The sequence below is a fragment of the Cupriavidus sp. 05T42 genome (assembly GCF_056396345.1).
Map to the genome: position 1 here is coordinate 311433 of NZ_JBFTLH010000002.1, position 12664 is coordinate 324096.

At 67.6% G+C, this 12664-nt stretch carries 9 protein-coding genes; all 9 read left to right on the top strand.

Features of this window, described 5'->3' with window-relative positions; translation table 11 throughout:
- Positions 1-59 precede the first annotated feature (59 nt).
- The gene (locus tag AC1EJR_RS03505) at positions 60-500 is read left to right on the top strand and encodes a DUF4399 domain-containing protein (protein WP_092290294.1); all 441 of its coding nucleotides are present in this window, start codon (positions 60-62) and stop codon (positions 498-500) included.
- A 40-nt stretch (positions 501-540) separates the two neighbouring features.
- Positions 541-1059: a DUF4399 domain-containing protein gene (locus AC1EJR_RS03510; RefSeq protein ID WP_255370667.1), complete on the top strand. Its 519-nt coding sequence runs from the start codon at positions 541-543 to the stop codon at positions 1057-1059.
- Positions 1060-1362: 303 nt separating this feature from the next.
- A complete protein-coding gene (locus AC1EJR_RS03515; RefSeq protein WP_092290290.1) occupies positions 1363-1632 on the top strand; it encodes a hypothetical protein in 270 nt (89 codons plus the stop codon).
- 196 nt (positions 1633-1828) lie between these two features.
- A complete protein-coding gene (locus AC1EJR_RS03520) occupies positions 1829-3301 on the top strand; it encodes an efflux transporter outer membrane subunit (RefSeq protein ID WP_092290288.1) in 1473 nt (490 codons plus the stop codon).
- Between the two features lie 198 nt (positions 3302-3499).
- A complete protein-coding gene (locus AC1EJR_RS03525) occupies positions 3500-6070 on the top strand; it encodes an FHA domain-containing protein (protein WP_454757205.1) in 2571 nt (856 codons plus the stop codon).
- Positions 6067-7449 carry a beta-barrel domain-containing protein gene (locus AC1EJR_RS03530; RefSeq protein ID WP_092290284.1) on the top strand — a complete coding sequence of 461 codons (1383 nt, stop codon included), beginning with the start codon at positions 6067-6069 and terminating at the stop codon, positions 7447-7449. Before AC1EJR_RS03525 ends, AC1EJR_RS03530 begins: the two co-directional genes overlap by 4 nt.
- Before the next feature lie 30 nt (positions 7450-7479).
- Positions 7480-8232 (top strand): peptidylprolyl isomerase, encoded by a 753-nt coding sequence (locus tag AC1EJR_RS03535; protein WP_441590562.1) that lies wholly within the window; start codon positions 7480-7482, stop codon positions 8230-8232.
- Positions 8213-11338 carry an ABC transporter transmembrane domain-containing protein gene (locus AC1EJR_RS03540; RefSeq protein ID WP_477112857.1) on the top strand — a complete coding sequence of 1042 codons (3126 nt, stop codon included), beginning with the start codon at positions 8213-8215 and terminating at the stop codon, positions 11336-11338. The genes AC1EJR_RS03535 and AC1EJR_RS03540 overlap by 20 nt, the downstream gene beginning before the upstream one ends.
- Positions 11335-12651, top strand: coding sequence for a sigma-54 interaction domain-containing protein (locus tag AC1EJR_RS03545; protein ID WP_441590560.1), 1317 nt, complete (start codon positions 11335-11337; stop codon positions 12649-12651). Before AC1EJR_RS03540 ends, AC1EJR_RS03545 begins: the two co-directional genes overlap by 4 nt.
- The last annotated feature ends 13 nt before the right edge of the window (positions 12652-12664 follow it).

Sequence of the window (12664 nt, forward strand, 5' to 3'; positions counted from 1 at the left end):
CGCCGGTGTCCCCGCGCGGGCACCGTGTGAAGCGGACAGATCTCCGGGAGGAGCCGCGTATGTCCAGACGATCCCCGCTCCGCGTGCTCGCGGCCGCCGTGCTTGCCACGGGACTGGCTGCCTACGCCACCCTTGCCACGCCGCTGACCCCCGCCCCGAAGAACGCCGAGACGTACATCATCTGGCCCGGCGACGGCGCCGTCATCGACGGCGGCAAGCTCTGGGTCCGCATGGGCCTGAAGGGTATGGGCGTCTGTCCGAAGGGTGTCGAGCGCCCCAACTGCGGTCACCATCACCTGCTGATCGACGCCGAATTGCCGCCGATGGACAAGGAAATTCCCAACGACCGCAACCACCTGCATTTCGGCGCGGGCGAGACCGACGCGCGCATCGAACTGCCGCCAGGCAAGCACACGCTGCAGCTATTGCTGGGCGACAGCAAGCACGTGCCGTTCGATCCGCCGATTTATTCGAAGAAGATCACGATCACCGTGCGGTGAGCGCACATTCGCGATGATCGCCGCGCAGGGGAGGGAAGCCATGACGAAGCCAGTCGCCGCAGTGATCGTTCTTGCCGCCGGCTGTCTGTGGGCAGGCAGTGCCATGGCCGCCGATGCCTCGGCGCCCGCCGGCTCGGCCGGCCATGCCGCGCATGGCGGCACGGCGGCATCGGCCGCGGGCGCCACCCCGGCCAGCGGCCCCACGCCGGCGCCGAAGAACGCCTATCTCTATATCGGCTATCCGAACAACAACCAGACCCTGCCAGCCGGAAAGCCGGTCAAGGTCTGGTTCGGGCTGCGCAACATGGGCGTGGCGCCCAAGGACGTCAAGTTCCCGAACACCGGCCACCACCATCTATTGATCGATGTGGACCTGCCGCCGATGGACAAGGAGATTCCGAACGACCGCAACCACCTGCACTTCGGCGCGGGCGAGACCGAGACCACGGTGGAGCTGGCGCCGGGCAAGCACACGCTGCAACTGCTGATGGGCGACGAGAAGCACATCCCGACCAGTCCGCCGGTGTACTCGAAGAAGATCACGATCTATGTGAAGTAGGCGGGCGGAACGCCTGCTCCACGGGGCGCGCAGCGATGCGCGCCTTTTTTTCGTCCGCGATGTTGGCGCCAGCCAGACAGTTGGCCCGCATCCGTTGTGCCGCCACCAACAGGCCGGGGCCCCGCCACCCCCCATGCCGTGTGACGCGCTCATCCGCAAAGCCTTGACCCGCCGGCGCTGGCGGGTTTTTTTCGGTCTTCTGGCACGGGCTGGCACGCTTGCTGCGATATGACAACCGAGCGCGACACCAACCCGATGCTCAACCCAACCAAGCCTTACCTCTTCCTCTCTAGGAGAATTGAAATGACCACGCTGACCATCCAAGACCTGTCCTCGACCGAAACCCTTGACGCCAAGAAGATGAGCGCCGTATCTGGCGGCCTCGGCCTCTTCGCCCCCTACACCTCGATCTATCACCCGGTGAAGATCGACTTCGACAAGACCACGACGATCAACCAGAGCAACCAGCAAATGCAGGAAGTCAACAACCTGTTCGGCAACGGCTCGGCCTTCCAGGAGCACCTGAAGAACACGGTGACGACCTCGCAGACCGCCTCGAACAACGTGTTCTGATTTATCGCCGGTTCAGATCGGCAGGGCACCGCGAACGACGGTGCCCCAAGCCGCACGGGGAGCATTGCGCCGGGGACCCCTCCGTCCCGGCGCCTTTTTTTTCGCCCCGCACACATGTCGAGGTTGGAGCTGGCTCCGCTTCGCACCACAATACAGTCGAGCGCCACGGCAGGCAGCACGAGTCCGACGGCGTTCCATGCAGGAAGTCATCGTGTTCGCTTTCGCCCCGGCCCCCGCACTGGCCAAACCTGTTGCCGCCGCGCTCTGCGCGCTGCTGATGGCGGGTTGCGCCGATTTTCGCCCCCCCGAGTACAAGCGCCCGGAAACGCCGGCCAAGGCGGACTGGTCGCGCACGGAGTCGATCACGGTATCGCCGGCCGAGACCATCGTGCCGAACTGGTGGCAAGGCTTCGGCGACCCCTATCTCGATGAACTGGTGGCCAAGGCGCTGGCCGGCAACTACGACATCCGCGTGCTGGCCGCACGTATCCGCGTGGCGAGCGCGCAGATTGGCGAAGCCCGTGCCGGCGCGCTGCCCGTGTTCGATATCGGCGCCGGCGCGAGTTTCGACAAGACCACCGGCCAGGCCATGACGCGCACCTTCAACCTGGGCGCCACGGTCAACTGGGACATCGATATCTGGGGCAAGGTGGAAAAGGGCGTGCAGGCCCAGACCGCCGAGTACCGCGCCTCCGAGGCGGACTGGCGCGCAGGCTACCTGGCGCTGGTGTCCGATGTGTCGATCACGTACTTCACGCTGCTCCAGCTCGACGAGCAGATCGCCCAGCAGCGGCTCACCGTGTCGCGCAACAACGACATCCTGACCACCTACAAGGCGATGCTCGCCAACGGGCTGCTGCCGCAGATCCGCGTGATGCAGCAGCAGGCGGAAATCAACCGTCTCAACAAGGATTTGATCGAGCTGCGCCGCTCGCGCGACGTGGCCGAGAACGCACTGGGCACGCTGGTCGGCGTGCCCGCCGGCGACTTCAAGGTGCCGGCCGGCCGATTGCAGGATCGGGTCAAGCTGCCCGTCGTGCCGGCCGGGCTGCCGTCGCAGTTGCTGGCACGCCGCCCGGACATCGTCGCCGCCGAGTACCGCGTGCTGTCCGCGTACAACGTCGTCGGCCAGGCCCGGCTCGCCCAGCTGCCCAGCATCAGCCTCACGGCGCGCGGCGGCACGGCCAGTTTCGCGCTGTCCGACCTGCTCAAGTCCTTCACTTTCGGCTTCATGCCGAGCATCAACCTGCCGATGCTCGACCCCAACGTGCGCGCCCGCGTGAAGACCACTGAAGCCAATATCGGCGTGGTGGAGAACGAGTACGGCCGCACGGTCATGACGGCGTTCGAGGAAGTGGAGAGTGCGCTGGTCAATGTGGATGCCCACAAGCGGCAGCGCATCGAACTCCAGCAGCAGGTGGATCAGCTGCGCGTGGTCTCCACCCAGATCGAGGCACAGGCCAAGGAAGGGATTGCGTCACAGCTGGAGGTCTTCGAGACCGAGCGTTCGCTGCTCCAGGCGCAACTGGCGTTGTTGGGGGCGCACCAACAAATCCTGGCCGATACCGTCACGCTGTACAAGGCACTCGGTGGCGGCTGGCCGAGCACCACCGTCAGCAATGCCGCGCCATCCAACGGTGCGAATACGACAGCGAACGTAGCGCCTTAGCCGCACGCGCGCACAAAGCGTTTCAACCTTGAAACCCGCCTGCCGCGTGCGTTCGCGCAACGCTGCACCGCAGCGGATTGACTCCCGAAAAGCGTGGCCTACTATGTTCATACGCGTGACCTCCCGTACCCCCATGGCCGGCCCATCCGGCCATGCGCGGCACAGCGCCACCGGCCCGACTGTTGGTTCCGTTGAAACATGACGCGCGACGATGCCCTGATCATGGAAATGCCGGTGAGAACGGGGCAGGCGTTCGACGTCCTGCTGATGCCCGTGTCCCGGCCCGAACTCGGCGAAATCCGGATCGGGGAGGATTTGTTCGCCATCGGCCGCGGCGAGGCGCCGTTCGTCGCCTATCCGGCGGAGACGGTCTCGGTACTTTCGCGCCGCCATGCGCGCATCTTTGCCGAGGACGGCGCGGTCTACGTGGCGGACCTCGGCAGCAAGAACGGCACGCGCGTGAATGGCGATGCGGTGGTCAAGCAGCCGGCACTGCTGCGCGATGGCGACGAGGTGAGCTTTGGCGCGGCGCTGTCGTACCGCGTGCGCGTCTATCCCCGCCCGCCGACCCCGGAGCCGCCGCGCCTGGCAGTCACGCTCGCGCCGATCCGGCCGGAAATCGGCCTGCAGCCGGTGGTCGTCGCGGGTTTCCCGTTCCTGGTCAGCAAGGCCGATGACACGTTTGCACGCTATCGCGACGACTATCCGCATCAGGTCAACTACCTCTCGCGCCGCCACGCGCACCTGTTTCTGAAGGCGGGGTCGCCGTGGCTGGAGGACCTGGGCAGCACCAACGGCACCTTCGTCAACGGCGTGCGGCTCGAGGACCAGGCTGTGCGGCTGGAGCCCGGCGATGTGATTGCATTCGGCGGCAGCCACTTCGTCTACCGCGTGGACATCGAGCGCGAGGACGATGCCGACGCCACGGCCACGCGCACCGTGGTGTACGAGGCGCCGCCGCCCGCCCTGGAGGCCGCCGCCGCTCCCGCCGCCGTTGACCCGCTGGGCGTCGACCCCGACAAGACCACCTTCGTCGGCGCCGCTGATTCCTTCCTCGACATCTTCTGCGTCGACTACGCCGCCGCGCAGGAAGACGAAGTGAACCCGGAGCCGATGCCAGACGGCGGGCACGCCCCGGCCCACAAGCCGGCGCCGCGCGGCAAGGTGGCCATGTTGCTGGCCGAGGCGGCGCGCACCTTCGGCATCGATGACCGGCGCAAGCAGGCGCGCGTGGCACGCTGGGGCGCCGTGGCGCTGCTGCTGGCGGCCATCGGCGGCGGCTACCTGTACTGGCGCGGCGCGCCGGACCGCTCGCTGACCGCGCTGATGGATAAGGGCGAGTACGCCCGCGCCGCCGCGCTGGCGGACGATTACCTGACGCGGCAACCGGACAACTCCCAATATCAGGCGACCGGCACCGAGGCGCTGATGCGTGCCTGGGTGCCGCCGTGGACCGCCCGGGTGCGCGCAAAGGACTTCAGCGGCGCCGATGCCGTGCTGGCCGAGATGCGCACCCACAGCCGCCATAACGCCGATGGCCGCGCGCTCATCGACGAACTGGAGTGGGTGACCAGCGTGGCGCGGCTGATGGCGGCACGCGGCGGCCCCGACGCCCCGATCCGCATGTATGCCGACGAAGCGCGCATCCGCGCGCTGGTCGCCCGCTGGGGTACCGACACGGTGGCGCACCAGCGCGCGCTGGGCCGCATCGCCAACCAGGTGCCGGTGTTCCGCGACGCCTATGCGGAGGGCCTGAGCAACCTGCGCAGGCTCCAGAACGAGGACTCGGTGTATCTGACTGCCATCGATCGTCTCAATGCCGCCATCGCCACCGAACTGGCCCGCGAGCAACCCGAGGCACTGCAGGCGATGCTGGCCGACTACAAGGACAAGTACCCGCGCCTGGCCGGGCTGGACAGCGTGGAGAGCGACCTGAAGCAGTACACGGCGCTGATCGAGGCGCTGCGCCAGCGCGCCACGGGGCCGCTCGTCGCCCAGATGCGGCAGGTCAGCTTCGCCACGCCGCCGTTCAAGACGCAGTACGAGACGCTGCGCGCGGAGAAGCTGCCACCGGCCGATGTGCAGCGCCAGTACGCGCTGGCCGACGATGCCTGGCGGCGCGGCGACAGCGCGGCGGCCATCGACGCCCTGCGCCAGATTAACAGCGGACCGTGGGCGGCCGATGTGGCGAAGGACGTGGCGCACAAGCAGCAGGTGGCCGCGCAGTTCGCCAAGGTGAAGGAGGGCCGGGCGGGCAGCAGCGGCTATGAGGACGCCTTGCTGGCCTTCTACGCCGCGCTCGACCCGGATGCCGATGCGTATTACGTGAAGGCCATCGACGCCGACGTCAACACCATCCGCGAGGCCGCGCTGCGGCGCGCCAACCAGCTGCTGAACCGCGCCGCCACGCAGTGGCGCCAGTACCGCAACAACGGGCTGATCGCGGGCGAACAGCGGCTGGAGGCCGGTATCTCGCCGAAGTTCCGCGCGCAGGCCCGCCTGCTGGCCGAGGCGCAGGGCGATGCCCGCCAGGGCTTGCGCATCTACACCCAGCTCAAGGCCGGCGACATGGCCGAGTGGACCAAGGTGCGCGACGAGATCCAGGCCGAGGTGGACCTCCAGCGGCGCTCGCTCAACGACCTGCGCATGGTGCTGGACCCGGCCGTGCTGCGCGCCAAGCTAGAACTGGTGGGCGAGGGCAGCAAGGAGGCCGCGTCGGCCGGTGCCAGCGCCCCCGCCAGCACCACCGCATCCGGAGGCGCGCGATGAGCGAGGATCCCCGCGACAACAAGCTGCGCCCGCTCAACGAGGCGCTCGAGGACCACAGCGCCGAAGGCATCGCCATCCTGAGTTCGGAGCCGTGGCGGCTGTCGATGCTGACCGTGGTCATCACCGGCGCGCTGGTGATCTGCGCGCTGATCTGGTCGTTTTTCGGTCATGCCGATGTCATCGTGACGGCCCACGGCACGCTGGCGCCGGAGTCGGAAGTCCGCCGCTTCTACGCCCCCGTCGATGGCGAGCTGGCCGACCTCTACGTGGCCGAAGGCCAGCCGGTGTCGAAAGATGACGTGCTGGCGCGGCTCAACGCGCGCGGCGCGATCGAGGCGGCGGCCAGTGCGCTGGAGGCGCAGCTCAAGCTGGAGGACTCCGAGCGCGAATGGAAGCAGTTTCCCGAGCGCAAGGTGCTGATGGAGCGCCGCGCGCAGGCGCTCAAGCAGCAGATCGAGCTGGGCACGCGCCAGCACGAGAACCGCATGGCCGAGGGCACGACGCGGCTGGCCGAGCAGCAGCGCGCGCAGTTGCAGGAGGCGCGCAGCAATCTCGAAAACGCCCGCCGGGCGCGCGACTTCGCCCGGCAGGAGCAGGACCGCTACGCGCGCCTGTTCGCGCTGCCGGCTGGCGGCGGCGTGTCGCAGTCGCAGGTGGAAGGCAAGCGCGCCATCACCCAGGATGCCGAGAACAACCTGCGCGTGGCGCAGTCGCGGCTGAGCGAGCTGGACGCGCGGCTGTCGCAGCAATACACGCAGGCCAGCGCGCAGTTGGAGGGCAGCGGGCAGGAGCTGGCGAACCTGCGTATCCAGTACGACGCGGCGATGCGCGAGATCAGCAACACCGAGGACAAGCTGCGCCTGCAGGTGCAGACTGCCCGCCTGGTGGCCGAGGCCGCCGCGCGCATCAAGTTCGAGAACATCGACAAGGACAACTTCCTGCTGATCGTGGCGCCGGTGTCGGGCGTGATTACCGACGTCACCTCCACCCAGCGCGGCGACAAGGTGCAGGCCAACGCGCCGCTCGGGGGCATCGCCCCGAAGGATGCCCGGCCGATGCTGCGCATCGAGATTGCCGAGCGCGACCGCGCCTTCCTGCGCGAGGGCCTGCCGGTCAAGCTCAAGTTCAACGCATTTCCGTATCAGCGCTATGGGCTGATCGCGGGGACGCTGGAGTACATCTCGCCGGCCACCAAGCCGTCGGGGCCGGACAAGCAGCCCGTGTACGAGGGGCGTGTGCGGCTGGCGCAGGACTACTACGCCGTGGCCAGCAGCCGCTACCCGCTGCGCTACGGCATGACCGCCACGGCCGAGATCGTGGTGCGCGAGCGCCGCCTGATCGACCTCGGGCTAGACCCGTTCCGGCAGGTGGCGGGCTGAACAGATTCCAGCAAGAAAAAGGAGAGGGCGATGACAGCCATCGTGCGGATCGACGAGGAAGTGATCGGCGTCGACGAATTCGTGAGGGTACTCAAGCTGACCGGCCAGTTCGAGGGGCTGGTGGAACAGCTCGTGCGTGACAAGCTGACCGCCCACGCGGCGCGGCGGCACGGCATCAAGCTGGCGCCGGAGGAGATCCAGGAGCGCGCCGACCAGTTCCGCCGCGTGCAGGGGCTGCATCGGGCGGCGGACATGAACCACTACCTCGACGCGCTCGGCATCACGCTGGACGAGTTCGAGGCGTTCATCACCGACAGCCTCTACCAGGAGAAGATGCTGGCCGAGGTCTGCAACGACGCGGCCATGGAGACCTACTTCCAGCTCAACTCGCCGAAGTTCGACAGCATCGAGGTCAGCCATATCGTGGTGGATACCGAAGGCAAGGCGCGCGAGCTGGTCTCCTACCTCCAGGACGACCCGGACAGCTTCAGCGAGATGGCGCGCGAGCACTCGATCGCCGACACCCGTGAGCAGGGCGGCGACATCGGCAAGGTGCTGCGCGGCTCGCTCAAGAGCGACATCGAGGCCAAGGTGTTCAATGCCGAGCCGGGCGCCCTGCTGGGGCCGTTCCCGGCGGCGGACCGCTCGTTCTTCGAGGTGTTCCTGGTGCGGGCCAAGCATCCGGCGCGGCTCGATGCCGACGTGGCCGTGGAAGTGCGCCGGCTGCTGCGCGAGGAATGGCTGATGGCCAGGGCTCAGGAACATGTCATCCAAGCCCGCTAGCGATGCCGCCGCCGAGGCGCCCCCGCCAGGGGCCGCCCCTACGTTGGCCGCCCCTACGTTGGCCGCCCCTACGTTGGCCGATTTCCTGGCCACGGTGGAGATCCTCTCGCCGCTCTCGCGCGAGGAACTCGAACGGCTGGCCGCCAGCGCCCGCACGCTGACCTTCGGCTTCGGCGACACGGTCTGCAACGCGGGCGATCCCGCCGAGGGCATCTTCATCGTCCGGGCCGGCTCGGTGCGCGTGTTCAACGAGGAGCACGGCAAGGAAATCAGCATGGGCGTGCGCAAGGCCGGCGAGGTCTTCGCCGACATCGCCCTGCTGCGCGACTATCGGCACGAGTCGTCGGTGCGGGCGTCGGGCAAGACCGAGCTGATCACGATTCCGCGCAGCGTGTCGGAGCCGGTGGTGGGCGGCAACCCGGCCGCGCTGGCCTTCATCACCAGCTACGTGGCGATCAGTTCGGCCGGCGGCTTCGTCGCACGGCTGTTCGATCTGCGCGGCAAGCTGGACAAGAGCGAACTGGAGGACGCGGTGCGCAGCGTGGGCGTGAAGCGCGTGGCGGCCGGCAAGCCCATCCTCCAGCAGGACGGCCGCGACGACCGCCGCCTCTACGTGGTGCGGCAGGGCACGGTGCGGATCGTGCGCGAGGAGGACGGCGATACCTTCCCGCTCGCCACGCTCGGCCAGGGCGAGATCTTCGGCGAACGGGCCTGCGTGATGCGGCAGGAGCAGATCGCCTCGGCCATCGCCGAAACCGACACGCGGCTGCTGGTGATTCCCGAGAAGACGGTCCAGCTGATCCTGGAGCGCAACGTGCGGCTGCGCGAGGTGCTGGAGGAACGCATCCGCGCCGTGGACCGCGAACTGCATCGCCAGAAGAAGCTGGCCGAGCGGCGCAAGCGGCCGGTGCTGCTCGATCTCCACTCCAAGCCGGAGTTCGGCGAGCGGGTCATCCGCCGTTTCGCGATGGTGGAGCAGGCCGAGGAGATGGATTGCGGCGCGGCGTGCCTGGCGATGATCTGCCGGCACCACGGCATTCCGATGACGCTGGGCAAGCTGCGCGAGCTGGCCAACGTAACCACGTCCGGCGCCACGCTGGACAGCCTGGCGCGCGCGGGTGAGTCGCTGGGTTTCACCACGCGCGGCGTGCAATGCACGCGCGACGCGCTGCTCGGCTTCGAACTGCCGTTCATCGTGCACTGGGAGGGCTACCACTACGTGGTGGTGTACGGCATCTCGGCGCGCCATGTCTGGGTGGCCGATCCGGCCATCGGCTTCCGCAAGATGAGCACGGAGGAGTTCGAGCGCGGCTGGAGCGGTACCTGCCTGCTGTTCACGGCCGGCGAGACCATGACCGAGCTGGCCGTGGCGCGCTCGCCGTGGCTGCGCTTCATCGGCTACCTGTCGCCCTACAAGCGCATCCTCGCGCACCTGTTCCTGGCGACCTTCGTGATCCAGATGCTCGGGGTGGTGCCGCCGCTGATCATCCAGAACATCCTCGACGGCGTGGTGGTGCACCAGAACGTCGGCCTGCTCCACCTGCTGATCCTGGGGCTGGTGATCTCCAACATCTTCACCCAGCTGATGGCAACCGTCCGCGCGTACCTGGCCAATTTCATGGTGCGCAACATGGACTTCGCGATGATGTCGCACTTCTTCAAGCACACGCTGTCGCTGCCGCTGTCGTTCTTTGCCAAGCGCAAGACCGGCGACATCTTCGCGCGCTTCCAGGAGAACCAGACGATCCGGGCCTTCCTGACCGAGTCCACGGTGACCACGGCGCTGAACCTGCTGATGGTGTTCATCTACTTCACCATCATGTTCTTCTACAACGTCAAGCTGACGCTGCTGCTGATCGCCTTCATCATCCCGATTGCCGCCCTGACCGTCATCGTCACGCCGAAGGTGAAGACCTACGCGCGCGACGTGTTTTCGGCCTCGACCGACGCCAAGTCCTACCTGATGGAGACGCTGGGCGGCGCGGAGACGGTGAAGGGCATGGGCATCGAGCGGCCCGTGCGGCTGCGCTGGGAGCGCAAGTACGCCAAGGCGCTGGAGAAGCAGTACCAGGCCCAGTCCTTCCACATCCTGGTCGGGCTGGTCAGCCAGGTCCTGAACGCGGCCACGACCATCGCGGTGCTGTGGGTGGGCGCCACGCTGGTGCTGGAGCGCGAGCTGACCATCGGCCAGCTGATCGCCTTCAACGCCTTCATGGGCAGCGTGCTGGCCCCGGTGATGGGGCTGGTGGCGCTGTGGAGCCAGTTGAACGACGCCGGTGTGGCGATGGAGCGCCTCGGCGACGTGCTCGACCTCGAACCCGAGCAGAAGCCTCAGGACGTCCTCTCGCGCGTGATGCTGCCGGACCTCCAGGGCGAGATCCGCTTCGAGGGCGTGTACTTCCGCTATGGCGGCGAGGACACCCCCTACGTGCTCGAAAACATCAGCTTCCACATGCGGCCGGGCGAGATGGTGGCCATCGTGGGCCGCAGCGGCTCCGGCAAGACCACGCTGGCCAAGATGCTGGTGGGCTTCTACAAGCCGAGCGAGGGGTCGATGTCGGTGGATGGCTACGACCTCAATGTGATCGACGCCGGCTTCTACCGCGCCCAGGTGGGCTATGTGATGCAGACCAACCTGCTGTTCTCGGGCACGATTGCCGAGAACATTGCCTGCGGCGACGACAGCCCGGACCGCCGCCGCATCGAGGAAGTCGCCAAGATGGCGGACGCGCACGCCTTCATCTCCAAGCTGCCGCTCGGCTACGAGCAGGTGGTGGGCGAGCGCGGCATCGGCCTGTCGGGCGGGCAGATCCAGCGGCTGTGCATCGCCCGGGCGCTGTACCACGACCCGCGCCTGCTGGTGTTCGACGAAGCCACCTCGGCGCTGGACACGCAATCGGAAAGCAACATCCTCGCCAACATGCAGGAGATCCTGCGCGGGCGCACGGCCGTCATCATCGCGCACCGGCTCAGCACAATCATGCAGGCAGACAAGATCCTCGTGCTGTACGAAGGCGGCATCGTGGAGCAGGGGCGGCACGAGGAACTGCTCGCGCGCCGCGGCATGTACTACCAGTTGGTCCAGAAACAGTTGAGCGCGGCATGAAGCTATTCAACCAGGGCACGCCTGTTACCTCCGCGGTGTCGTTTGCCGGGCTGATCGAGAAGATCGAGATCCTGCGCTCGACGCTGCGCTGGTCGTCGCGGCTGGAGCGGCCCGAGATCGAGAAGCTGCTCAAGCAGGCCACCACGCTGCGCGACGAGGTGATGGGGCTGTCACACAAGGAGCGCTTCGTGGCGGCCGCCTCGGCCGAGCCCGAGGCGGTGACCGAGGTGGAGCCGGTGGACCTGTCCTCGCGCGAGCGGCGCCAGGCGCTGATGGAGCGCAGCTTCATCTTCGAGGGCACCTTCGGCGACAACCCCAAGCTGCTGGAGGCACTGGAGATTGCGGAGAAAGCCTCCCCGACCGACCTCCCGGTGCTGATCGACGGCGAAAGCGGCACCGGCAAGGAGCTGATGGCGAAGGTGATCCACGCCAACGGCTCGCGCACGGACAAACCGTTCATCTCGGTCAACTGCGGGGCGATTCCGGACAGCCTGCTCGAATCGGAACTGTTCGGCCACAAGAAGGGCGCGTTCACGGGCGCCGCCAACGACCGGCGCGGCAAGTTCGAGAGCGCCCACACCGGCACGATCTTTCTCGACGAAATCGGCGAACTGCCTCTGGTCGGGCAGGTCAAGCTGCTGCGCGTGCTGGAGGCGCACGAGATCCAGCGCGTGGGTTCGGACGAGGTGATCTCGGTGGACGCCCGCATCGTGGCGGCCACCAACAAGGATCTACGGCGGATGAGCCAGGAGGGCACCTTCCGCGAGGACTTGTTCTATCGGCTCAGCGTGATCCATGTGACGCTGCCGGCACTGCGTGAGCGGCGCGACGAGATCGCGCTGCTGGTGGCCTATTTTGGCGATGAGTCCGCTGGGCAGCTCAAGCGCCGTCCGGTCAAGCTGACGCCCCGCCTGCGCGACTTCCTGATGCACTACGACTACCCCGGCAATATCCGCGAACTGCGCAACATCATGTACCGGATCTCCTGCCTGGCCGGCGATACGGCCGATCTGGCGCACCTGCCGCAGGACATCCGCCCCCGGCCGGCGGGGCTGTCCGTGGTGGCGGGGGCAGGGCGCGCCGGCGTGGCGGACGTGACCACGGCGACCTCGCTCGCCGAGGCCAAGCGCGCCGCCAGCGACGAGGCCGAGCGGGCCTTCCTCGAACGGGGCCTGCAGGAAGTGGGCGGCACGGTGGCGGAGTTGGCGCGGCGCTTCGAGATGAATCGCTCGCACGTGCAGATGCTGCTCAAGAAGCACGGCATCCATTCGAAGGATTTCCGGGGCAACCGGGCGGCGGAGGGCGGGAAGTAGGGCCCCTCGCTTC

What these genes read in the sequence shown, in the direction of transcription:
- AC1EJR_RS03525 (WP_454757205.1), top strand. Translation starts at nt 3,500, where the DNA reads ATGACGCGCGACGATGCCCTGATCATGGAAATGCCGGTGAGAACGGGG.
- AC1EJR_RS03535 (WP_441590562.1), top strand. Translation starts at nt 7,480, where the DNA reads ATGACAGCCATCGTGCGGATCGACGAGGAAGTGATCGGCGTCGACGAA.
- AC1EJR_RS03510 (WP_255370667.1), top strand. Translation starts at nt 541, where the DNA reads ATGACGAAGCCAGTCGCCGCAGTGATCGTTCTTGCCGCCGGCTGTCTG.
- AC1EJR_RS03515 (WP_092290290.1), top strand. Translation starts at nt 1,363, where the DNA reads ATGACCACGCTGACCATCCAAGACCTGTCCTCGACCGAAACCCTTGAC.
- AC1EJR_RS03540 (WP_477112857.1), top strand. Translation starts at nt 8,213, where the DNA reads ATGTCATCCAAGCCCGCTAGCGATGCCGCCGCCGAGGCGCCCCCGCCA.
- AC1EJR_RS03545 (WP_441590560.1), top strand. Translation starts at nt 11,335, where the DNA reads ATGAAGCTATTCAACCAGGGCACGCCTGTTACCTCCGCGGTGTCGTTT.
- AC1EJR_RS03505 (WP_092290294.1), top strand. Translation starts at nt 60, where the DNA reads ATGTCCAGACGATCCCCGCTCCGCGTGCTCGCGGCCGCCGTGCTTGCC.
- AC1EJR_RS03520 (WP_092290288.1), top strand. Translation starts at nt 1,829, where the DNA reads ATGCAGGAAGTCATCGTGTTCGCTTTCGCCCCGGCCCCCGCACTGGCC.
- AC1EJR_RS03530 (WP_092290284.1), top strand. Translation starts at nt 6,067, where the DNA reads ATGAGCGAGGATCCCCGCGACAACAAGCTGCGCCCGCTCAACGAGGCG.